Genomic DNA, 20,422 nt, shown 5'->3' with positions numbered 1-20,422 from the left:
TTGTCGGTCGATCTGAACCACACCATCGTGCACGCCCGGGACAACCGGGAGTCCGCGCGCTTCTTCACCGAGATCGTGGGCCTGGACATCACCGGGGAGTGGGGCCCGTTCGTGGCCGTCGCCCTGGACAACGGCGTCACGCTGGACTTCGCCACCGTCCCCGAGGACAGGATCACCCCGCAGCACTACGCGTTCCTGGTCTCCGAGCAGGAGTTCGACGCCGCGTACGCCCGTATCACCGAGCGGGGCATAGAGCACTACGCCGACCCGCACCAGAAGCACCCCGGCACCATCAACCACAACGATGGCGGCAAGGGCGTGTACTTCATGGATCCGGTCGGACACGCCATGGAACTGCTCACCGTTCCCTACGGCGGCTGGCCGAGCGCATAAGCGCCGGAGCCCCGCGAACCGGCCGGTGACAGACGCTCGGTCATCCCGCCCGTATCCGCGTACTGGAACTGCTCAGCGAACGCGAGCACGCGGTCGCCGAGATGCTGCCCGAGGTGGGTATCGAGCCCGCCCGCCTCTCCCAGCAACTGGCCGTGCTGCGCCGCGCCAACCTGGTCAAGACCCGCAAGGGAGGCTCGATCGTCTACTACTCCCTGACCAGCCCGCATGTGGCCGTGCTGCGGGTGGCGCGGACGATCCTGTCCGGGGTCCTCGCGGAACAGGCGGAGCTGCTCGCCGACCTCCAGGCGGCACAGGGGGAACGGCCGGGGCAGACCTGATGTCGACGGGCTGTTGTCGGCGGACCCGGCTTCGGCGGGCCCCGCGGTGAGCCCGGCTTCGGCGAGCCCGGTCCTGGCGGCCCAGGCTTGTACGGACCTTCGGCGGGCCCGACCTCGCCCCGCCCCGACTCCGCGGGCCTTCTGCGTCCCCAATCCCTTCGGCCGGCCCCGGGGCCGGGCCTGCCCTCAGCGGGCCCGGCCTCGACGCCGTCTCGTCGCCCCTGCGCTCCTCACTCCCCCGGCGCCACCGTCCGTGCGGCGATGCGGGCCGCCTCCGCGATGAGCGCCTCGTCGACCGGGGCGTCCTTGTCGTCCTTGCCCTCCTTGGTCGACAGGACGGCGAGCACGACAGGGGTCCGCCGGGTGGTCCAGGCGACGCCGATGTCGTTGGCGCTCGCGTAGTCGCCGGTCCCGGTCTTGTCGGCGATGGTCCAGCCCCCGGGCAGCCCGGCGCGGAACCGTGCGCCACTGGTGGTGTTGCCCTTCAGCCAGGTGACGAACCGCTCCCGGTCGGGGGCGGCAAGAGCCCGGCCGAGGGCCAGCCGCTCGATGCTCCGGGCGAGGGCCTCGGGGCTCGTGGTGTCGCGCGGGTCCCCGGGGATCGCCGTGTTCAGCTCGGGCTCCCACCGGTCGAGCCGGCTCACCTCGTCGCCGAGCGAGCGGAAGAACCGGGTCAGGCCGGCCGGCCCGGCCAGCTGGCGCAGCAGCAGGTTGCCGGCCGCGTTGTCGCTGTACTGGATCGCCGCCGCGCACACCTCGGCCATGGCCATGCCGGTGGCCTGGTTCTCCTCCGTGCGGGGTGAGTTGGGCAGCAGGTCGTGCGGCGGATAGTGGATCACCTTCTCCATCGGCGCGCAGCGCGCCTCGTCGCGCAGCACGGCGGCCGCCGCGAACGCCTTGAACACCGAGCACATCGCGAACCGCTCACCCGCCCGGTGGGCGAGCACCTGGCCGGTGCGCACATTGCGCGCGTACACGCCGAGCCGGGCGCCGTAGCGCCGCTCCAGGTCGGCAAACGCGCCGGAGGCCGGGGCGGCGGGGGCGGCGGCGGCCCGCCCGGTGGACGCCACGGCGGCCGCGGAGGTGAGCGCGATGCCTGCCTTCAACAGGCCACGGCGCGCGAGCGGTCCGGAAGCGGTCATGGTGAAGTCCTCCCAGGTCATGCCCTGTCGGGCGGGGTGATCCGTGGGGAACAGCGAAACAGCACGAGGACGCTCATGTCCAAGAGTGAACTGTGCACCTCTCATGCATTATTGATATGACTACTGGATGGATCTACTGGCGCATCTGGAGGCCTACGTGGCGACCGCCGACGAGGCGAGCTTCTCCCGCGCGGCCGACCGGCTCGGTATCGCCCAGCCGCTGCTCAGCCGACGGATCAAGACGCTGGAGGGCCATTTCGGCGGTCCGCTGTTCGACCGCTCCCGGCGCCAGGTCACGACCACCGAGCTGGGCGTACTGCTCCTCCCCTACGCCCGCGACGTCCTGGACCGCGCCCAGCGGCTACGGCAGGCCGCCCACTCGGCCCGGCACGCGCGGGTGCGTGCCGTCGGCGTGCCCGCGGACTGCGCCCCGGCCGCTCTGGCCCGCGCCCTGCACGCCGGCACCGAGCGCGGAATCACCCTCGGTATGCGCGAACTGCCTCCTGCTGAGCGGGAGTCGGGGCTGAGTGACGGCTCGCTCGCCTACGCACTCCTCCGCGTCGCACCGGAACGGGCCGCCTTCCGGGTGCCGTTGGGACTGGCCTCCGCGCCGGCCGACACCCGGGAGGCGTCGCGCGCCCTCCACCTCGAAGAGCTACGGCCACGTCGTCGCCGTACCGGCGAACCGCCCGTGCCCCCGCTGCCGCTCCTCGTCCTGGCCGAGGACCAAGTCCCCTGCTTCGAGGACCGGTTCGCCCGCGCCGTCGCGCGTGCCGGGCTGCCCGAGGGGCGGATCGGACCGGCGGGACCGGCGGCCGACGCGCTCACCGAGACCCTCGCCGGGCGCGCCCTGCTGCTGTGCACCGAGTCGTACGCACGCCGGTACGACGCCCGGTGGGCACCCCTGGGCGACACCGCTCTGCACCGGGGCTACGACGTGAGCGCACCACCCGGTCCCCGAGGCACGCCGGACGTACCGCAGTGGCTGACCCGGCTGCTGGGCACGGCAGTCGGGGCGGCAGGTCACGGCGACACCGGTGGCCCGCGGGCCGTCGGCGACGCTCCCGCCCGTCTGGCGGCCCGCGGATGAGCGCGGTGGAGCCGAGCGGCAACCGGCACCGGCCCGTCTGCGTCGGCGACGACGGTGCCCTGCTGGATGTCGCCGAGACGGTCGCGGCCGACTGGTCGGCGCTCGGGGTGCGCGGTTCCTTCCTCGCCCTGAACCTGGACACGGGCGAGCGACTCGGCTTCGACATCGATGAGCAGGTGCCCCTCGCGTCCGTCGCGAAGGTCCCGCTGGCCCTGGTCGTACTGGACCGGATCGCGGCCGGAGAACTCGACGCGGCGCGGCCGGTGACCGTCGATCCGGCACGGAGCAGCGTCGGCTCCACCGGTCTCTCGGCGTTCCGGCACCCGGCCACCGTGGCCGTCGGCGATCTGCTCCTGCTGATGCTGTCGGTGAGCGACAACGCCGCCGCGGACGCGCTGTTCGACCTGGTGCCGGTGGCGGAGGTGGATACGCGGCTGCGGGCGTGGGGGTGCGAAGACATCCGGATGCGGCACCGGATGAACCATATGTACGAGTGCGCGGTCGGCGCCGCCGGCAACGACTTCTCTCTCGCGCTGGAACTGGCCGTACGGGACGAACGGGCGGGCCTTCCCACCATCGAGACCCTGGACCCGGCGCATGCCAGCACGGGCTCGGCGGCGGCTCTCGTCGGCCTGCTGCGACGTGTGTGGGGCGACGAGATCGCCGTACCCGCAGCGACGGCCGAGCTGCGGCGGCTGATGGGCTGTCAGGTCTTCACCCAGCGGCTGGCGTGCGAGCTGCGTGCGGACTCGCTGCGGTGGAGCGGGAAGACGGGGACGTTCCTGCATCTGCGGCACGAGATCGGCGTGGTGGAGGCGGAGTCGGGCGACCGGGTGGCCATGGCCGCGCTCACCCGCGCGGATCGGCGGGCCGGTCTCGCCCCGGACATCGAACTGGCGATGGGCGCGGCGGCCCGGGACGCGTTCGAGGCACTGCGCCGCTGAGGGGGCGGGGCCGAGTCCGCGCCGCCGACGTCCGGGTCAGGACAGCAGCCGCTGCTCCTTCGCCACCGCGACCGCGCCCGCGCGCGTGTCCACGCCGAGCTTGTCGTAGATGCGCCGCAGATGTGTCTTCACCGTGGCCTCGCTGATGAACAGGGCTCGGGCGATGGCATGGTTGGGCAGCCCGTGGGCGAGCTGGGCGAGGATGTCGCGTTCGCGTGGGGTGAGGGTGGGGCGCGGGTCGCGCAGCCGGGACATGACGTGGTCGGCGACCGGGGGCGAGAGCGCGGGGCGGCCCCGGGCGGCGGCGTGGATCGCGGTGAACAGGTCCTCGGCGCGCTCGGCCTTGAGCAGATACCCGGTGGCGCCCGCCGCCACGGCCCGGGTGACATCGGCGTCCGTGTCGTAGGTGGTGAGCACGAGGACGTGCGGCGCGGGGCTCGTGGCGCGCAGCCGCCGGGTGGTCTCGACACCGTCGATGCCCGCGCCGAGCTGGAGGTCCATCAGGACGACGTCCGGCGCGGTCTTCCGGGCCAGCGCCAGGGCCTCCTCGCCGCTGCCCGCCTCGCCGACGACCTCGATGTCCGGGGCGCTGTGCAGCAGGGCGAGCAGCCCGGCGCGTACGACGGCATGGTCGTCGCAGACCAGGATGCGTACGGGACGTTCGGTCATCGTCGCTCCAGGGGGATCGCCGCCGACAGGGCCGTACCCTCGCCCGGCGCCGACTCGACGGTGAGGGTGCCGCCGAGCTGGCGCAGCCGGGCGCGGATCGCGGGCAGACCGTGGCCGCGGCCCTCGCCACCGGTGCCGTCGCGGCGGTCCTCGGCGGGTTCGAAGCCGCGGCCGTCGTCCATGACGTCCAGGACGATCTGGTCGTCCAGGCAGGTCAGGGTGAGGGTGGCGGTCGTGGCGCCCGCGTGTTCGCGGACATTGGCGAGGGCGCCCTGGGCGATGCGCAGCAGGGCGGACTCGACGGGCGCGGGCAGCCGCTCGGGCGGGGCGCCCTCGGTGTGCACACGGACGGTGAGCCCGGTTGCCGTCTCGCGGGCGGCGACCGCGCGCAGGGCCCGCAGCAGGCCGCCGCCCTCGGCGAGGTCGGCCGGGGCCAGATCATGCACGAAGCGGCGGGCCTCGGCGAGGCCGCGCTCGGCGATCTGCGCGGCGGTGCGGACGTGCTCATGGGCGGTGCCGGGCGCGCTGTCCCAGAGCCGGTCGGCGGCCTGGAGCAGCATGCGCTGGCTGGACAGGCCCTGGGCGAGGGTGTCGTGGATCTCCCGGGCGAGCCGTTCGCGTTCGGCGAGGGTGCCCTCGCGGCGCTCGGTTGCGGCGAGTTCGCGCCGGGTGCGGACCAGGTCGTCGATGAGGTCGCTCTGCCGGGCGGCCTGGCGGTGCATGACGACATAGACGGTGGCGGCGACGGCGGCCACGGCCGGCGGGGCGAGCAGCACATTCGGGTCGGGCCAGCCGGCGAGTTCGAGCTGGGCGGCCACCGCGAGCGCGGTCAGCAGCGCGACCAGCGGGATCGCGGCGCGCGACGGCAGGGTGCGCAGACCGGTGTAGAAGAGCGGCACCGCGCACCAGGCGAAGCTCGGGGCCAGGACGACGAGCAGCGCCCAGGCCGCCACGACCAGGCCGAGCCAGGTCAGCCTGCGCGGGGTGGGGCGGGTGCCGAGGGCGGGGCCGAGGAGGTACAGCACGGCGAGCAGCGCGGAGAGGGCGACGATCCAGGGGGTGTGGGGGCTTTCGCCGTGCCGTACGAGGTAGCGGGCGAGCGACGCGCCCAGCAGCACGAAGAACGCCGTGTGCATGACGATCGTGAGGGCGCGGGTGTCGTCCTGTGCGGGTTCCGGCACCGCCACCACCTCCCGTGTCACCGCGCTGAACTGGGCAAACAAGATTCATTGTGCCCTGGCCCCGAGTACGCGGGGTCATCCGATCGGATGACCCGGGGGACCACCGGTCCATCGACGGGAGACGGCGGAAGACGGGCCGAGGATCGATACCGAAGCGATTCCGCCTCGGCCCCGGCCGCATCTCGGCCGCGGCCTGACCGCCACCGGAAGGTTGCCCGTCATGTCCAGCCGTAGGAAGCCGTCCCGCCGTACCCGTGTCCTCGTCGGCGGTGCCGCCCTGGCCGTCGTGGGGGCGGGTGCCGTCGGCACCGTCGCCGCCCATGCGTCCGATTCGACCGGCGCCGCCCCGGCCGCCGCGACCGCCGCGGCCCGCCCCGGCGATCTCACCCGGAGCACCCATCTCACCGTGCGGGCCGCGGAGAAGGCGGCGCGGGCCGCGCTGGACGCCGCGGTCAAGGACGGCCGGCAGGTGTCCGTGGCCGTGGTCGACCGGAACGGTGACACGCTGGTCACGCTGCGCGGGGACGGCGCGGGCCCGCAGTCGTACGAGTCCGCCGAGCGCAAGGCGTTCACGGCGGTGTCCTGGAACGCCCCCACCTCGGAGCTGACCGGGCGGCTGGCGCAGGCGCCGACCCTGAAGGACGTCCCGGGGACGCTGTTCCTCGCGGGCGGCACCCCGGTGACCGCCAAGGGCGCCCCGGTCGCGGGCATCGGCGTCGCGGGCGCGCCCTCCGGCGATCTGGACGAGAAGTACGCCCGGGCGGGCGCGGCGGCGCTGGACCGCTGACGGCTGAGGCGCGCCGGAGCGTCGTGACCTCTCCTTCCGAGCGCACTGATGAGACGACGATGTCCGGGCCGCCCACCAAGGGGCGGCCCGGACATCGTGTCGTGGATCAGGCCAGGTCGAACCGGTCCAGGTTCATGACCTTGTCCCAGGCGGCGACGAAGTCCTTCACGAACTTCTCCTTCGCGTCGTCGCTCGCGTAGACCTCGGCGACGGCGCGCAGCTCGGAGTTGGAGCCGAAGACCAGGTCGGCACGGCTGCCGGCCCACTTCAGCTCGCCCGTCACCGCGTCGCGGCCCTCGAAGGTGGTCTGGTCCTCGGAGGTCGACTTCCATGTCGTGCCCATGTCGAGCAGGTTGACGAAGAAGTCGTTGGTGAGGACGCCGGGCGTCTTGGTGAGGACGCCCTGCTGCTGGGCCTGGGCGTGGTTGGCGCCGAGCACGCGCAGACCGCCGATGAGGACGGTCAGCTCGGGGGCGCTGAGGGTGAGCAGGTTGGCCCGGTCGAGCAGCAGGTACTCGCCCGGCAGCCGGTTGCCCTTGCCGAGGTAGTTGCGGAAGCCGTCCGCGGTCGGCTCCAGCGCCTCGAAGGACTCGGTGTCGGTCTGCTCCTCACTGGCGTCCACCCGGCCCGGCGTGAACGGCACCCGGACCTCGAAGCCGCCCTCCTTGGCCGCCTTCTCGACCGCGGCGACACCGCCGAGGACGATCAGGTCGGCCAGCGAGACCTTCTTGGCACCGGAGGAGGCGTTGAAGTCCCGCTGGATGCCCTCCAGGGTGCGCAGCACCTGGGCCAGCTCGTCGGGCTGGTTGACCTCCCAGCCGCGCTGCGGCGCGAGGCGGATGCGGGCGCCGTTGGCGCCGCCGCGCTTGTCGCTGCCGCGGAACGTGGACGCGGAGGCCCACGCGGTGGTGACCAGCTGACCGACGCTGAGCCCGGAGCCGAGCAGCTTGGTCTTCAGGGCCGCGATGTCCGCCTCGTCGATCAGCTCGCCCTCGCGCTCCGGCAGCGGGTCCTGCCAGATCAGGGTCTCCTCCGGGACCTCGGGGCCGAGGTACAGGGACTTCGGGCCCATGTCGCGGTGGGTGAGCTTGTACCAGGCGCGGGCGAAGGCGTCGGCGAACTCCTGCGGGTTCTCGTGGAAGCGGCGGGAGATCGGCTCGTAGATCGGGTCGAAGCGCAGGGAGAGGTCCGTGGTGAGCATCGTGGGCAGACGCTTCTTGGACGGGTCCTGCGGGTCCGGGATCGTGGCCTCGGCGTCCTTGGCGACCCACTGCTTGGCGCCGGCCGGGGACTCGGTCAGCTCCCACTCGTAGCGGAACAGGTTGTCGAAGAAGCCGTTGCTCCACCGGGTCGGGGTGGAGGTCCAGGTGACCTCAAGGCCGGAGCCGATGGCGTCCCTGCCCTTGCCGCTGGCGTAGGTGCTCCGCCAGCCCAGGCCCTGCTCCTCCAGGCCGGCGGCCTCGGGGTCGAGGCCGACGTGGTCGGCGGGCCCGGCGCCGTGGGTCTTGCCGAAGGTGTGGCCGCCGGCGATCAGGGCGACGGTCTCCTCGTCGTTCATCGCCATACGGCGGAACGTCTCACGGATGTCGCGGGCCGCGGCCAGCGGGTCCGGGTTGCCGTTCGGACCCTCGGGGTTGACGTAGATCAGACCCATCTGGACGGCGCCGAGCGGGTTCTCCAGCTCGCGGTCGCCGGTGTAGCGGCGGTCGTCGAGCCAGGCGGTCTCGGGACCCCAGTAGACGTCCTCCTCCGGCTCCCAGACGTCCTTGCGGCCGCCGCCGAAGCCGAAGGTCTCGAAGCCCATGGACTCCAGCGCCACATTGCCCGCGAGGACCATCAGGTCGCCCCAGGAGATCTTCTGGCCGTACTTCTTCTTGACCGGCCACAGCAGGCGGCGGGCCTTGTCCAGGTTGACGTTGTCGGGCCAGCTGTTCAGCGGGGCGAAGCGCTGCTGGCCGTGACCGGCGCCGCCGCGGCCGTCGCTGATGCGGTAGGTACCGGCGGAGTGCCAGGCCATACGGATCATCAGACCGCCGTAGTGGCCGAAGTCGGCGGGCCACCAGTCCTGGGAGGTGGTGAGCACCTCCTCGATGTCCCGTTTCACCGTCGGGAGGTCGAGGCTCTGGAAGGCCGCCGCGTAGTCGAATTCCTCGCCCAGCGGGTTGGCCGCGGGCGGGTTCTTGGCGAGGATCTTCAGATTGAGCCGCTCCGGCCACCATTGGCGGTTGCCACCGCCCTGGGTCGGGTGCAGGGCCCGGTCGTGAACGACGGGGCAGCCACCGCTCCCCTCCTCCGACTTCGCGTCTGTGACGATCGCGTCGTGGTTCTCAGTCATGGCAATCCTTCCGAACTAAGCGGAACCAGGTGCTCAGGAACTGCGGCCGGTGGAACAGTCGGGGCAAACGCCCCAGTAGACGACCTCGGCTTCGTCGATGGCGAAGCCCCGGTCGTCGGCGGCGGTCAGGCAGGGCGCTTCGCCGACGGCGCAGTCGACGTCGACGACGGTCCCGCACGACCGGCACACGATGTGGTGGTGGTTGTCGCCGACGCGCCCCTCGAACCGGGCCGGATGACCGGCCGGCTCGATGCGGCGCACGAGACCCGCCGCGGTGAGCGCGTGCAGAGCCTCGTAGACGGCTTGCAGGGATATATGGCCTACGCGGTCACGGACCCCGGAGGCGATCGCCTCGACACCGAGGTGGTCGCCGTCCCGGACCGTCTCCAGCAGCGCGACGCGAGCCGCCGTCACGCGCAGGCCGGCACCGCGGAGCTCCTCGGCGGTGGTCGGAGTCGGGGAGGCGGTCATGAGGCCGAACCTACTCTCAAAAACACGAGGGATTCAAGAAAACGAACGATGCAATTCTGGTCTTCCGCCGATGTACGGCGTTCACCTCCGCGTCCACGGCTGCGCGGCTTTGCTCCGCATGCCGGGCGCCGCCGGTCCGGCGGCCGCGCCGGGCACGCACGGATCATGCGCCCCACCCCACTCTCCCCGGACGTCGCGCATCGAACCGTCCACCGATCGGGTGAGAGAGATCTACGGGATGTCGGTGCGGGACACTACGGCGATGCGTGATCATCTGGAGGCATCGCCGGGACTGTGGCTGCGGCGCTGGTCGGAGAAGGACGCGCGGGCGGTCCTGACGGCGTTCGCGGACCCCTTGATGCGCGAGCAGACCAGGGAGCCGGTGGCCTCGCCCGGGGACGCGGAGCGCCGGCTCGCCGGGCAGCATCGGCGGTGGCGGGCGGGAACGGCCTTCGCGTTCGCCGTCGTGGACGGGCAGGACACGGTCCTCGGCCAGGTGGCCGTGAGCGCGATCGACCGGCGGCACTCGACGGGCTGGGTGTCCTACTGGACCACCCGGGCCGCCCGGGGCGGCGGAGTGGCCTCCGGCGCCTGCCGGTCCCTGGCCCGCCGGGCCTTCGACGACGCCGGGCTCTTCCGCCTCGAACTCGGGCACCGGGTCAACAACCCGGCGTCCTGCCGGGTCGCCCGGGCGGCCGGGTTCGCGGTGGAGGGCCTGCAACGGCAGAAGCTGGAGTACGACGGGGTGCGTCACGACGTCGAGACGCACGCCCGGCTGGCCACCGACCCGGAGCCCGCCGAGGCCGGTCGACCTGCCCGCCCGCTGCCCGAGGACGCCGACGGCCTACCTGAGGACGTTGACGGCGCGGGCCACCACGAGCCCGACGGTCACCAGGGAGACCGACGACTGGAGCATCATCAGCATCTTGGCCCACCTGGACAGGGGCATCACATCGGTCGGGCTGAACGCGGTGGCGTTGGTGAATGAAAGGTACAGGTAGTCGAGGAACTCCGGCTCCCAGTCAGGGGGCGCCATGTCGGGGCTCTGCATCTGGACGAACAGGAAGTCGGCGTACCGCTGCTGCCCGCGCACCCGCGCCATCGGGCCGCCGCGGTCCGACTCCCAGTACCAGAGCGCGAAGACGATGACATTGGTGAACCAGATGACGGCGCCGGCCCGCAGCAACGGCACCGCGTCCTGGCCGCCGATGCCATGCACCAGATCCCATACGAGCTGGCCCGCCGACCAGCCGTTGGCCAGGCTGATGACGCCGATCAGGAGCAGCCCCAGCCACCGCCACCACACCGTGCTGGGCTCCACCCGCCGGGGGTTGCTCGCCACCAGGGCGGCCAGCAGGGCCAGTTCCAGCACCGGCAGGATCCAGACCGGACGCAGCAGCACGAGCCGGTGCGGCAGCACCAGTTGCAGGGCGACCGCCGCCAGCATGACGGTGGTCACGGCCCATCGCGTCTCACCCCGGGTCGCCCGGCGCCACGCCGGCTGAAGCCCGCGCTCGCCGCTCTGCAACAGCCGTTCGATCCTGGCCAGGCGGCCGTCGGCGTCGTCCATGTCCTCGCTCATGGCGGACATTGTCGCGGGCGCGAGGGCACGACGACGCACGGGCCGGGTGAGCGGGTGCCGGTGCGTGGGTGCCGGGTGCCGGATGTGCGGGCGTGGGTGGCGGCGGGACACTACAGCGGGCGCGGCCGCTCCTCGTCAGACGGATCGCTCGTCGTGGCGTACCCGTTCGCTCGGCTCGGTCCGGCCCGGAAGGGTGCCGAGCGGCACCACGGTACGCCCGTGCGCCGCGTTGATGACACCGGCCGCCGACGCGTACCAGGCGGCGAGCCCCGTGAGAATGCCGAACCAGCCGCCCACCTCGGTCATGACGTGCCCGGCGCCGCCCTGGAACGACCCGATGGCCAGGAAGAGGAAGGTCAGGGTCAGCAGCACGAACACGGCGAGCACCGGGAGGCTGACCCGGAGGGCGCCGATGGTCATATAGGCGGTGAAGATCGCCCAGCCGAGCAGGAACAGGCCCAGCGCGTTGTGCGCGTCACCGGCGAGCGCCACGCGCGGCGCGATCCACCAGTAGGACAGCCAGAACGCGGCGAAGGAGACGAACGCGGTCGCCCCGAACGTGTTGCCCCGGCGGAACTCCATGAGTCCCGCGGCGAACTGCGCGAGGCCGCCGTAGAACAGGGCGAGACCCAGGACGGGCAGGATTCCGGCAGCCTCCTTCAGGAGATTGGTGTTGACGATCGACAGCAGCAGAGTCGTCAGGGCGAAGCCGGCCAGGCCCAGGGGGGCGGGATCGGCCCAGGCCGTCGCGCGCGGAGCCGCCTCGGACGCGGTGCCCGTGGGCGGGACCGCCCCGGGCGGCGGCTGCTCCGGGTGCAGGCTCCTCGTGTCCTCGTTCATATCCGGGCATCCCTTCGACCAATGGTCAGCAGGGCCGGAGGCCCTTGCTCGCCGAGCCCGCAAACATGCTGGTCAGTGCCCCCGAGGCGGGCTGTGACACATACGTGCCACGTAGATACACCTGTACGGAATGTACCCATTTACCGCGCTTCATAGCATTTGCATCTCTTATGCCTTCGCCGCTGACGCTGCCCCACTTCGGCGACCGGGCGGGGCCGGAGCGGGGTGGAGGCCGTCGCCGTAAGCACCGCTACGCGACGTGGCGGGTCGCGCGGCACCGTGGTGCGTTCTTCCGCCGCGTCGGCTCCGGGCTAGGGTGAGCCGTCATGTACCCCTGCTCCGGAGGGAACTGATGGTGCGTAGGATCCCTGGCTTACGTCACCTCGCCGTCTGTGCGGTCGCCGTGCTGCTGTCGGGCGGCCCGGCCGCGGCGGCCTCGGCTTCGCCGACTCCGCCGGGTTCGACGGATGCGACGGCGGGTGAGCCGACCGGGCCGAATCCGGTCGCCGCCCAGCTCGACTCCTACTGGACGGCGGCCCGTATGACGGCCGCCCTGCCCGCCGACGCGGCGAAGGGTTCCGAGACGGGCCCGGCCCTCTCCCCCGCGGTGGACGGTCCCCGGCCGGGCGAGTACATTCCGCCCAGCCGGAGCTTCGACGGCATCCCGCAGGCCGGCACCTTCTTCTGGACCGACGCCCAGGGCACCGGCCGTACCTGTAGCGGCTCCGTCGTCCGGGGCCCCCGGCGCGACCTGGTGCTCAGCGCGGGCCACTGTCTGAAGGGCTATTCCGGCACCGCCCCGCAACGCCGGCTGGCCTTCGTCCCCCAGTACCACGACGGGGTCAAGCCCTACGGAGTCTTCCCGGTCGGAGCAGGCGGCGTCTACGTACCGCAGCAGTACTACGACCTGGGCGAACACGCGGGCGCCGCCTACGATTTCGGCTTCGCGGTGACGGAACCCAACCAGGACGGCACACCCTTGCAGGACGCGGTCGGCGGGGTCCGGCTGCTCACCGGGACGGGCTACCACCACGCGCCGGTACGGATGATCGGCTACCCGGCGGGCGCGGAGAAACCGCTGGAGTGCTGGAGCCGGACCACGAGGTGGGTGAGCGACGATCCGGCCGATCCGGGGACGTTCCCGCGTATCGCCTGTGACGCCTTCGTCGGCGGCACGAGCGGCGGTCCCATGCTCGTGCCCCAGCTTGACGGATGGGCGGTCATCGGCGTGATCGGCGGCTACCACACAGGCGGCAACACCGCACAGGTCTCGTACAGCGCGTACTTCGGCTCCGCGACCCGCGCGCTGTACGACGCCGCCACCACCGGGGCTCCGCCGGCGGAGGCGGGGGGCGTGCGGGGGTGACACCGGGGAGGCCGGGGGCCCGGGCTGACAGGAAGTCCGGGGCGCCGGAGACCCCGGGGGCCCAAGGGAGTCCGGGGGCCATCCCCTACGGATACCCCGAGCAAAAAGACCGGGGTTCGTCCCCGATGTGCGGATCGTGGCGGTCCGTCACCCTTGGGACATGACCGATGACCACCCTCGCACCGCTCGCCGCCGCCCTCGCGGACGGGACCGGACCGGCCGGCGGGCGTTCCGGGCCCACACCCCGGGCCGGACGCGTCAACTCACCCTGCGCGGCTCGGAACACGCCTCGTCCACCGGCGCGGAGGCCCTGCTCCCGCCGTTGGGGCTACCGGCGTCCGTCCTGACCGGCGGCCTCGGCACGATCGCTCCGGCTACGGCGATCCGCACGACCGAGGCGCATGGGGCGACGTGCTTAGACCACTGGCTGCGCGGCCGGGACGGACGACTGTTGGAGAGACCGTCACCGATATGTCCGGCCATGGAGTTCGCGGGCTGAGGGCGCCGATGGGGCGGACGGGCAGGGGGCTTGCGTCAGCCCTGGCCGCAGAAGGCGGGCACGTACTGGGCCAGCTGGTCCTTCACCCAGGGGTCGAACACGGCCAGCCGGCGCTTGGCCGCGGGGTCGAACCGCGCCAGCTGCCCCTCGATCCAGGGGTCGAGCCGGTGCCCGCCACGGTGAGCGGAGCAGCTGGGGCTGCCGGTCTGGCTCGCGGTGGTGCGGGCGGGGAGGTGCGCGGTGCTCTGCGGGGCCGCCGCCGCGGTCCCGGCGGTGGCGAGCAGGGCCCCACCGACCAGTGCCGCCGAAGCTCCGACCGTACCCGCGTGCCGTGCCAGCTTGATCATGTTCGTCTCCTTCCACTACGGCCGGTGACGAGCCCCGGGCACCATGTAGCGGATTGCCCGACTTTGTGGCTCGACCGTCCGGTGGAGGCGTCTACCCCACCCGTCACACCTCACTCATCGGAGCGTTTCCACCCAGGGCCACGGCCTTGAGTTCGTCGAGCGATTCCCGCGCCAGCCGGGCCAGCGGGCGGGTCTCGTCGGCGACGATCCAGCGCTCGAAGGCCACCTTGAAGACGGCGACACCGGTCTCGGCGGTGAGGCCGGCGACCGAGGGCGGGACGCCGCGGGCACGGAGGGTGTCGGTGAGGGCGGCGGCCAGGGAGGCGAGTTTGATCAGTTCGCGTTCACGGAGTTCCGCGGTCGCCGAGATCACGGCCTGGCGTTTGCGGGCGAAGTCGCGCCGCTCCTCGAACACCGCGCAGATCGCGTCCAGGCCCGCCGCCATCGCGTCGATCGGCGCGGCGGACGGTGGGGCACCGGCGACCGCCCGCGTGAACAGCTGTTCCAGTTCGATGGCGCCGGAGAACAGCACCTCGCGCTTGTCGGCGTAGTGCCGGAAGAACGTGCGCTCGGTGAGTCCCGCGCTCTTGGCGATCTCCGCCACGGTGGTCTGCTCGAACCCGCGCTCGCCGTACAGGTCCAACGCCGCCTTGGCGAGGCGCTCGCGCGTGTTCGGCTCCCATCTACCCATGGCTCGCATCCTACGCGATGACAGCGACTGACATCAGTGCTAGCGTCGATGTCAGTAACTGACATCAAAGTGTCTGGGGATCTCTCATGCGTGTTTTCGTGACCGGGGCGTCCGGCTGGATCGGTTCGGCCGTCGTTCCGGAACTCATCGGAGCGGGTCATCAGGTCGTCGGCCTGGCCCGTTCGGACGCCTCCGCCGAGGCGCTGGCCGCGGCCGGCGCCGAGGTCGTCCGGGGCAGCCTGGACGACCTGGACGTCCTGCGCGCCGCGGCCGCCGACTCGGACGGCGTGATTCACCTCGCCTTCAAGCACGACGTGGCCTTCTCCGGCGGCTTCCAGAGCGCCGCGGAGGCCGACCGCAGGGCCGTCGACGTACTCACCGAGGCGCTCGTCGGCAGCGACCGCCCGTTCGTGCTCGCCTCCGGACTGGCCGGGCTCAAGCCGGGGCGGGTGGCGACGGAGCAGGACATGCCGGTGATCGAGGGCGACTCGCCGATCCTGATCCGTGCCGTCACCGCGCAGGCCGTCCTCGCATCTGCGGAGCGCGGGGTGCGGTCGTCCGTGGTGCGGCTCTCCCCCACCTGCCATGGCGACGGGGACAACGGCTTCATGACCTCCCTGATCGGCATCGCGCGGGAGAAGGGCGTCTCCGGCTACCCCGCGGAGGGCGCCAACCGCTGGCCGGCCGTCCATCGGCTGGACGCGGCGCGGCTGTTCCGGCTCGCGGTCGAGAAGGCCCCGGCCGGCACAGTGCTGCACGGGGCCGCCGAGGAGGGTGTGCCGCTGCGTGAGATCGCCGAGGTGATCGGGCGTCAGCTGAAGCTGCCGACGGTGTCGGTGGGTGCCGAGGATCTGGCCGGGCACTTCGGCTGGATGAGCGGCTTCGTCGGCCTCGACGCGCCCGCGTCGAACGCCGCCACCCGTGCCCTGCTCGACTGGGACCCGACCGGGCCGAGCCTCCTCGCCGACCTGGAGGAGGGCCACTACTTCCGGGCCACCGAGGACAGCACCGTCTGACATCGGGGGACGGCCCCCGGGCGCGCGCGGTCGAGCGCGCGTCCGGGCGTGCGCGTCCCGGCGGCTCGCCTCGTGGGATTCCTTTGCGAGGCGGGAATCCGGGGCCGAGCCCGCTCCCCCGGCCGGCACACGTGCCGGCCGGGCCGGTGGCCCCTAGCGGGGCGCCCCGGGTGCGCCGAACCACTTGGGCAGTCGTTCGGCGAGGTCGGACGGGTCCTCGCCCGCCCAGGCCACATGGCCGTCGGGTCGCAGAAGTACGGCGGGGGCGTCCAGTTGGTCGCTGCCGTCGACGACGTGGTCGATCCGGTCGGCCCAGCCGGTCACGGAGAGGCTGCCGGTACGGTCGAGGAGCAGGCCGCGGCCCCGGTGCAGCAGCTCGTAGAGGCGCCCCTGCTTCAGAGGCATGTCCGGGAGGCGGCGGCCGAGGAGTTCATGGCCGGTGCCGAGGTCGTAGCGGATCCCGGTCGCGATGATCTTCTCGGTCAGATGCCGGTTCACCTCCTCGAAGTCCATGAGTTCCGAGAGCAGTCGGCGTACCGCCCGGGCCCCCGGTTCGAGGGAGACCAGTTCCATCTGGGCCCGGGTGTTGTCGAGCACGTCGGCGGCGACGGGGTGGCGTTCGCGCTCGTAGGTGTCGAGCAGCCCCTGGGGTGCCCAGCCATCGATCTCGGCGGCCAGTTTCCAGCCGAGGTTGAACGCGTCCTGGACGCCGAGGTTGAGCCCCTGTCCGCCCATCGGCGGGTGGACATGGGCGGCGTCGCCGGCCAGCAGAACGCGGCCGACCCGGTAGCGCTCGGCCTGCCGGGTGCCGTCGCCGAAGCGAGACAGCCAGCGCGGCGCGTGGATGCCGAAGTCGGTGCCGGCGATCGCCCGCAGTCGCTGTCGTACCTCGTCCAGGGTCGGTGGGGCCGTGCGGTCCTCGGCCACGCCGTCGGCGGGTACGACGAAGCGGTACACCCCGTCGTCGAGAGGGCCGAGGCCGAACCGCAGCTGGGTCTTGCGGACCTCGGTCACCACGGCCTCCACCTCCTCGGGCGAGGCGGTCACCCGGGCCTCGCCGAGCAGCGTGTCGACCCGGGAGGACTCGCCGGGGAAGGCGACGCCGAGCAGCTTGCGCACCGTACTGCGGCCGCCGTCGCAGCCGACGAGGTAGCGCGAGCGCAGCCGGGTCCCGTCGGCCAGTTCCACGGTCACGCCGTCCTCGTCCTGGCTCAGCCCGACCACCTCACCGCCGCGGCGGATCTCGGCGCCCAGCTCCGTGGCATGCTCGGCCAGCAGGCGGTCGGTGACGGGCTGCGGAATGCCGAGGACGTACGGGTGCGCGGTGTCCAGGCCCGTCGGCGACGGCTTGCGGATGCCCGCGAAGAAGCCGCCGAGCGGGTACTTCTTGCCCTCGGCGAGGAAGCGTTCCAGCAGGCCGCGCTGGTCCAGCACCTCGATGCTGCGCGCGTGCAGCCCGAGCGCCCGGACGATCCGGGTGGGCTCCGTGTCCTTCTCCAGCACGACGGTGCGCACGCCGTGCAGCCGTAGCTCGGCGGCCAGCATCAGACCGGTCGGTCCGCCGCCCGCGATCATCACGTCGATCATGAAAGTCCTCACCCACAGCAGGCGTCCACCTGCGGTTCGCCGTCCAGAGCGGAGATTGTGCGCCATGGCAGGGGCCTTGCCGCAAGGCCCCCCACCCGCTATAAGTTGAGAGTGGCAAGGAGTACGTACTCCTTGCCTTTTCTGTTTCCGTTCGGCCGTGCGGGTGACGTCCTTTCGGGTGAACGCCGGGGCGGCGGTGATCCGACCGGCATCCCGCACGATGCCGTCCACTCCGAGACCCGGCCCCGGGCGCACTGACGCAGCGGATTGTCAAGGTCGCGGACCGTGACGAGGCGGGGGTGTCGCGGGTCCGCGATAAACGGGGCATGAGACCGTTCCGCATCCAGTCCTGGGCCGCCGCCGTGTCCCTCGCGGGCGCCTGCACCCTCGCCGGTCCCGCCAGCGCACCGGCGGCGCCGAACCGCGCGGCCCTGGACTACGTGGCTCTCGGGGACTCCTACTCGGCCGGTGTCGGCGCCGGCGACTACCTCCCCGAGGGCGCGAGCTGTCTGCGCAGCAGTCGGGCGTACCCCGCGCTGTGGGCCTCGACGCACGCCTCGTCCTTCGCCTTCGCCGCCTGCAACGGCGCCAAGACCGGGGACGTGCTGAACAAACAGCTCGGGGCGCTGAGCGGCCGTACCAACCTGGTCAGCGTCACCGCCGGCGGCAGTGACGCGAGCTGGGCCAAGGTGATGGGGATCTGCGCGCTGCCCGGCACCAAGGCGTGTCTCAACGCCATCGACACCGCGCGCGCCTACGTCGACAAGACGCTGCCCGCGAACCTGGACCGCCTCTACTCGGGGATCAGGGGCAAGGCGCCCCGCGCCCGCGTCGTGGTGCTCGGCTATCCGCACTTCTACCAGCTCCACGGCACCTGCGCGCGAGGGCTCGAGGACACGGAGCGGGCGGCGCTCAACGCGGCCATCGACCACCTCGACGGCGTGATCGCCCAGCATGCCACCGGTCACGGGTTCGCGTTCGCGGACGCCCGGACCGCGTTCAACGGGCACGAGATCTGTTCCGCGGGGCCATGGCTGCGCAGCGTCGAGGTGCTGGACCTCACCGAGTCGTACCACCCGAACGCCTCCGGGCAGTCCCTCGGCTATCTGCCCCTGTTCACCCGCGCGGCCTGAGACCGGGCGACCCGGCCCGGACGGCGCGGGACGCACGGACGGCAGCGGTCAGCGGCCGTCCGAGGCCCGGTTCCGTCGGCCGCTCGCGCCGAAGCCCGTCTCGTGGTCCCAGACATAGGTGCAGGTCGGGCACTGGAGGTGGAGCATGCTGCCGGTGTTCGACAGCAGATAGCGCCAGTGCCGTGTGCATCTGCGGCGTTCCTCGCAGGTGGCGCAGCCCTGGTGGTCGGAGCAGTTCGGGCAGGTCACCCAGGCGCGGCGGCCGATGTCCGCCTGCGGATCAAGCGGTAGCACGGCCGTCTCCGCGCTCGGGCAGCACACCGGCGGCGACCAGCTGGTCGTAGATGCGCTGCTGCTCCTCGTCGAGGTCGGAGTAGAGCAGATCCTGGGCCGCGTCCTCGTCCCGCAGCGCCTTGACGGGGTCCCACGTGGGGCCGACGGCGTCCATGACATGGGCGCGCCGGAGCATCTCATGGGCGGTGAGGTCGACGGAGAACTCGACCGGCTGGGCGGACGGGGTGGGGTCATAAGCGGACATACATACGAACTTAGGTAGCCCTTCACCGTCAGGACAAGGGCGTATGGGGGACGTCACAGCGGTTCGGTGGCCGTGACGACGACCGGCCCGGTGCCGCCACACGCGGAACCTGGGCCGGTCGGTCATCGGGAATCCCGGGGTCGCCCCCGGAGACTCAGCGCTCCTCGCGGAACGCGACGTGCTCCCCGGCGACCGGGTCGTACTTGCGCAGCACGAGGCGGTCGGGGTCGTTGAGACGGTTCTTTCGCGTCACGTAGGTGACGCCGGTCCCGGCCGTCGACCTCAGCCTGACGACGGGACGCGCGGTGCTGCGTGCCATGGGATACCTTTCCGCCCGGCGCTCGCCCTCGCCCTTCTCGGGCTCTGTTCCGGGCATGCCAATCAGGGCATGTCAACGGGACCCCGGCCCCGGATATTCCGGCCCCGGCAGGCCCTCACCGGCAGGCCCCGCGCCCCGTCGTCACAGGCCCCCGCACCCCGTCGTCACAGACCCACGGTGGCCCTGCGCTGCGCCTGGTCGTACTCGGCGAGGGCCTCGCCGCCGAGGGCCCAGGGCCAGGAGGTGACGATGCCGCCCAGGGCCTCGAAGACGGGCGCGGCGTCGCGGCGGCGGTCGGCGGCCATCAGGGCGTAGGCGAGCAGGTTGAGGTCGGCGAGCGCCCTGGCATGGCGGAGGAAACCCGGCTGGGGCCAGGTGTGGGCCACCCGGTCGAGGGCCTGGGCGGCCATGGCGTGGGACCAGTGGTTGCGGGCCACCAGGGCCTCGAACCCGCCGCGGCCGAGGACGGAGTGGTACTGGAGGACCTGGGCGGTGAGTTCGATTCCCGCGCAGGGGGCGTTCGCCGGCATACGGGCGCACAGGGTGTCCACGAACTCCAGGACCTGGATGCGCGAGCCGCCCTCCTCGGGGCTGAGGTAGCCGAGCATGCCGAGGTAGGCCTCGCGGTTCCAGCGGTCGCGGGCGAGCACCTCGTTCCACACGCCGAACGCCTGGGGCTGCGCCCAGCGTTGGAGGCGGGCCACCGCCAGCAGGGCGACCCAGGGGGTGGGGTCGTCGGGGGCGATCTCGGCGGCCCGCAGACAGAGGTCGGTGGCCTCGGAGGCACCCTCCGGGCGGCCCTGGGCGCGGGCGTCGGCGACCATGGTCCAGGCGTGCAGCACCAGCGCGTCGGCGCTGCGCGGCTCGCGCGCGGCCCAGGAGCGCGGCAGGTGTGACGCCGTCAGGAAGTCCGCCAGGACGTCGATGCGGTGCGTGCGGCGGTCCCAGTCACCCGGGTCCTGGTCGAGCAGGCGGGTGATCTGCGCCGCGCACAGGTCGGTCGTCGCGATCGTCCCCGTCCGGGTCGTCGCCCGTAGGGACTTGAGAAGTCTGCCCAGCTCCTGGTCGTCCAGCTCGGGAGCCAGACGGGTTCTCCTGCGGCGACTTGAAAGAAAAGCCATGGGGGGAGGCTAGGGGCGTTCGTCCCTTGCACA

General features: G+C 72.4%; 21 protein-coding genes and 2 pseudogenes. 9 read left to right on the top strand and 14 right to left on the bottom strand.

Annotated elements, in window-relative coordinates; all coding sequences use genetic code 11:
* Together HEP81_RS36160 and HEP81_RS36155 are read left to right on the top strand one after the other, a co-directional pair.
* Positions 1 to 393: a VOC family protein gene (locus tag HEP81_RS36160; protein ID WP_037653921.1), complete on the top strand. Its 393-nt coding sequence runs from the start codon at positions 1 to 3 to the stop codon at positions 391 to 393.
* Positions 394 to 422: 29 nt separating this feature from the next.
* A pseudogene (locus HEP81_RS36155) lies at positions 423 to 731 on the top strand (ArsR/SmtB family transcription factor); the annotation flags it as partial.
* 230 nt (positions 732 to 961) lie between these two features.
* On the opposite strand, the gene bla reads toward HEP81_RS36155, so the two are convergent.
* Entirely contained in the window at positions 962 to 1,873 is a 912-nt protein-coding gene (gene bla, locus HEP81_RS36150; RefSeq protein WP_037654054.1) for a class A beta-lactamase, read from the bottom strand.
* Between the two features lie 127 nt (positions 1,874 to 2,000).
* On the opposite strand from bla, the gene HEP81_RS36145 reads away from it, so the two are divergent.
* Positions 2,001 to 2,963 (top strand): LysR family transcriptional regulator, encoded by a 963-nt coding sequence (locus HEP81_RS36145; RefSeq protein WP_037653920.1) that lies wholly within the window; start codon positions 2,001 to 2,003, stop codon positions 2,961 to 2,963.
* Entirely contained in the window at positions 2,960 to 3,907 is a 948-nt protein-coding gene (locus HEP81_RS36140; protein ID WP_037653919.1) for a serine hydrolase, read from the top strand. Before HEP81_RS36145 ends, HEP81_RS36140 begins: the two co-directional genes overlap by 4 nt.
* A 36-nt stretch (positions 3,908 to 3,943) precedes the next feature.
* Here the strand turns inward: HEP81_RS36140 and HEP81_RS36135 are convergent, their stop codons facing one another.
* Together HEP81_RS36135 and HEP81_RS36130 are read right to left on the bottom strand one after the other, a co-directional pair.
* On the bottom strand, positions 3,944 to 4,576 hold the full coding sequence (locus tag HEP81_RS36135; RefSeq protein WP_037653918.1) for a response regulator: 633 nt from the start codon (positions 4,574 to 4,576) through the stop codon (positions 3,944 to 3,946).
* A complete protein-coding gene (locus tag HEP81_RS36130) occupies positions 4,573 to 5,766 on the bottom strand; it encodes a sensor histidine kinase (protein ID WP_037654051.1) in 1,194 nt (397 codons plus the stop codon). Before HEP81_RS36130 ends, HEP81_RS36135 begins: the two co-directional genes overlap by 4 nt.
* Before the next feature lie 211 nt (positions 5,767 to 5,977).
* On the opposite strand from HEP81_RS36130, the gene HEP81_RS36125 reads away from it, so the two are divergent.
* On the top strand, positions 5,978 to 6,544 hold the full coding sequence (locus tag HEP81_RS36125; protein WP_037653917.1) for a GlcG/HbpS family heme-binding protein: 567 nt from the start codon (positions 5,978 to 5,980) through the stop codon (positions 6,542 to 6,544).
* A 106-nt stretch (positions 6,545 to 6,650) separates the two neighbouring features.
* On the opposite strand, the gene katG is transcribed toward HEP81_RS36125, so the two are convergent.
* A complete protein-coding gene (katG, locus tag HEP81_RS36120) occupies positions 6,651 to 8,879 on the bottom strand; it encodes a catalase/peroxidase HPI (protein WP_037653916.1) in 2,229 nt (742 codons plus the stop codon).
* Positions 8,880 to 8,912: 33 nt separating this feature from the next.
* Positions 8,913 to 9,350: a Fur family transcriptional regulator gene (locus tag HEP81_RS36115; protein WP_037653915.1), complete on the bottom strand. Its 438-nt coding sequence runs from the start codon at positions 9,348 to 9,350 to the stop codon at positions 8,913 to 8,915.
* A 262-nt stretch (positions 9,351 to 9,612) separates the two neighbouring features.
* Between HEP81_RS36115 and HEP81_RS42765 the strand changes: the two are divergent.
* Positions 9,613 to 10,137: pseudogene (locus HEP81_RS42765) on the top strand (GNAT family N-acetyltransferase); the annotation flags it as partial.
* 57 nt (positions 10,138 to 10,194) lie between these two features.
* Here HEP81_RS42765 and HEP81_RS36105 read toward each other — a convergent pair.
* Both HEP81_RS36105 and HEP81_RS36100 read right to left on the bottom strand, forming a co-directional pair.
* Positions 10,195 to 10,932: a hypothetical protein gene (locus HEP81_RS36105; protein WP_037653914.1), complete on the bottom strand. Its 738-nt coding sequence runs from the start codon at positions 10,930 to 10,932 to the stop codon at positions 10,195 to 10,197.
* A 135-nt stretch (positions 10,933 to 11,067) separates the two neighbouring features.
* Entirely contained in the window at positions 11,068 to 11,772 is a 705-nt protein-coding gene (locus HEP81_RS36100; RefSeq protein WP_078967271.1) for an acetate uptake transporter, read from the bottom strand.
* A gap of 403 nt (positions 11,773 to 12,175) precedes the next feature.
* Here HEP81_RS36100 and HEP81_RS36095 point away from each other — a divergent pair, with 403 nt between their 5' ends.
* Positions 12,176 to 13,138, top strand: coding sequence for a trypsin-like serine peptidase (locus tag HEP81_RS36095; RefSeq protein ID WP_051850056.1), 963 nt, complete (start codon positions 12,176 to 12,178; stop codon positions 13,136 to 13,138).
* Between the two features lie 534 nt (positions 13,139 to 13,672).
* Here the strand turns inward: HEP81_RS36095 and HEP81_RS36090 are convergent.
* Together HEP81_RS36090 and HEP81_RS36085 are read right to left on the bottom strand one after the other, a co-directional pair.
* Positions 13,673 to 13,984: a hypothetical protein gene (locus tag HEP81_RS36090; protein ID WP_051850055.1), complete on the bottom strand. Its 312-nt coding sequence runs from the start codon at positions 13,982 to 13,984 to the stop codon at positions 13,673 to 13,675.
* 103 nt (positions 13,985 to 14,087) lie between these two features.
* On the bottom strand, positions 14,088 to 14,675 hold the full coding sequence (locus tag HEP81_RS36085; RefSeq protein ID WP_037653912.1) for a TetR family transcriptional regulator: 588 nt from the start codon (positions 14,673 to 14,675) through the stop codon (positions 14,088 to 14,090).
* Between the two features lie 86 nt (positions 14,676 to 14,761).
* Here HEP81_RS36085 and HEP81_RS36080 point away from each other — a divergent pair, with 86 nt between their 5' ends.
* The gene (locus HEP81_RS36080; protein ID WP_037653911.1) at positions 14,762 to 15,691 is read left to right on the top strand and encodes an SDR family oxidoreductase; all 930 of its coding nucleotides are present in this window, start codon (positions 14,762 to 14,764) and stop codon (positions 15,689 to 15,691) included.
* Positions 15,692 to 15,844: 153 nt separating this feature from the next.
* On the opposite strand, the gene rox is transcribed toward HEP81_RS36080, so the two are convergent.
* A complete protein-coding gene (gene rox / locus HEP81_RS36075; RefSeq protein WP_037653909.1) occupies positions 15,845 to 17,278 on the bottom strand; it encodes a rifampin monooxygenase in 1,434 nt (477 codons plus the stop codon).
* Between the two features lie 326 nt (positions 17,279 to 17,604).
* Between rox and HEP81_RS36070 the strand changes: the two genes are divergently transcribed.
* Positions 17,605 to 18,411 (top strand): SGNH/GDSL hydrolase family protein, encoded by an 807-nt coding sequence (locus tag HEP81_RS36070; protein WP_078967270.1) that lies wholly within the window; start codon positions 17,605 to 17,607, stop codon positions 18,409 to 18,411.
* A 48-nt stretch (positions 18,412 to 18,459) separates the two neighbouring features.
* Here the strand turns inward: HEP81_RS36070 and HEP81_RS36065 are convergent, their stop codons facing one another.
* From HEP81_RS36065 to HEP81_RS36050, 4 genes are all read right to left on the bottom strand, one after another.
* Entirely contained in the window at positions 18,460 to 18,705 is a 246-nt protein-coding gene (locus tag HEP81_RS36065; protein WP_037653907.1) for a hypothetical protein, read from the bottom strand.
* Positions 18,692 to 18,949, bottom strand: coding sequence for a DUF6400 family protein (locus HEP81_RS36060; protein ID WP_037653906.1), 258 nt, complete (start codon positions 18,947 to 18,949; stop codon positions 18,692 to 18,694). The genes HEP81_RS36065 and HEP81_RS36060 overlap by 14 nt, the downstream gene beginning before the upstream one ends.
* 154 nt (positions 18,950 to 19,103) lie before the next feature.
* On the bottom strand, positions 19,104 to 19,268 hold the full coding sequence (gene rpmG, locus HEP81_RS36055; RefSeq protein ID WP_037653905.1) for a 50S ribosomal protein L33: 165 nt from the start codon (positions 19,266 to 19,268) through the stop codon (positions 19,104 to 19,106).
* 164 nt (positions 19,269 to 19,432) lie between these two features.
* A complete protein-coding gene (locus HEP81_RS36050) occupies positions 19,433 to 20,389 on the bottom strand; it encodes a hypothetical protein (protein WP_037653903.1) in 957 nt (318 codons plus the stop codon).
* Between the last annotated feature and the right edge of the window lie 33 nt (positions 20,390 to 20,422).

The organism is Streptomyces griseofuscus, from assembly GCF_014673495.1.
Lineage (GTDB): Bacteria > Actinomycetota > Actinomycetes > Streptomycetales > Streptomycetaceae > Streptomyces > Streptomyces murinus.
This window is presented reverse-complemented; position numbering and strand designations above follow the sequence as displayed.

Bases quoted from the DNA above. Each gene is read 5' to 3' on its own strand.
- HEP81_RS36070 (WP_078967270.1), top strand. From the start codon at position 17,605: ATGAGACCGTTCCGCATCCAGTCCTGGGCCGCCGCCGTGTCCCTCGCG.
- HEP81_RS36145 (WP_037653920.1), top strand. From the start codon at position 2,001: ATGGATCTACTGGCGCATCTGGAGGCCTACGTGGCGACCGCCGACGAG.
- rox (WP_037653909.1), bottom strand. From the start codon at position 17,278: ATGATCGACGTGATGATCGCGGGCGGCGGACCGACCGGTCTGATGCTG.
- HEP81_RS36090 (WP_051850055.1), bottom strand. From the start codon at position 13,984: ATGATCAAGCTGGCACGGCACGCGGGTACGGTCGGAGCTTCGGCGGCA.
- katG (WP_037653916.1), bottom strand. From the start codon at position 8,879: ATGACTGAGAACCACGACGCGATCGTCACAGACGCGAAGTCGGAGGAG.
- HEP81_RS36060 (WP_037653906.1), bottom strand. From the start codon at position 18,949: ATGTCCGCTTATGACCCCACCCCGTCCGCCCAGCCGGTCGAGTTCTCC.
- HEP81_RS36050 (WP_037653903.1), bottom strand. From the start codon at position 20,389: ATGGCTTTTCTTTCAAGTCGCCGCAGGAGAACCCGTCTGGCTCCCGAG.
- HEP81_RS36125 (WP_037653917.1), top strand. From the start codon at position 5,978: ATGTCCAGCCGTAGGAAGCCGTCCCGCCGTACCCGTGTCCTCGTCGGC.
- HEP81_RS36100 (WP_078967271.1), bottom strand. From the start codon at position 11,772: ATGAACGAGGACACGAGGAGCCTGCACCCGGAGCAGCCGCCGCCCGGG.
- HEP81_RS36115 (WP_037653915.1), bottom strand. From the start codon at position 9,350: ATGACCGCCTCCCCGACTCCGACCACCGCCGAGGAGCTCCGCGGTGCC.
- HEP81_RS36080 (WP_037653911.1), top strand. From the start codon at position 14,762: ATGCGTGTTTTCGTGACCGGGGCGTCCGGCTGGATCGGTTCGGCCGTC.
- rpmG (WP_037653905.1), bottom strand. From the start codon at position 19,268: ATGGCACGCAGCACCGCGCGTCCCGTCGTCAGGCTGAGGTCGACGGCC.
- bla (WP_037654054.1), bottom strand. From the start codon at position 1,873: ATGACCGCTTCCGGACCGCTCGCGCGCCGTGGCCTGTTGAAGGCAGGC.
- HEP81_RS36105 (WP_037653914.1), bottom strand. From the start codon at position 10,932: ATGAGCGAGGACATGGACGACGCCGACGGCCGCCTGGCCAGGATCGAA.
- HEP81_RS36135 (WP_037653918.1), bottom strand. From the start codon at position 4,576: ATGACCGAACGTCCCGTACGCATCCTGGTCTGCGACGACCATGCCGTC.
- HEP81_RS36085 (WP_037653912.1), bottom strand. From the start codon at position 14,675: ATGGGTAGATGGGAGCCGAACACGCGCGAGCGCCTCGCCAAGGCGGCG.
- HEP81_RS36140 (WP_037653919.1), top strand. From the start codon at position 2,960: ATGAGCGCGGTGGAGCCGAGCGGCAACCGGCACCGGCCCGTCTGCGTC.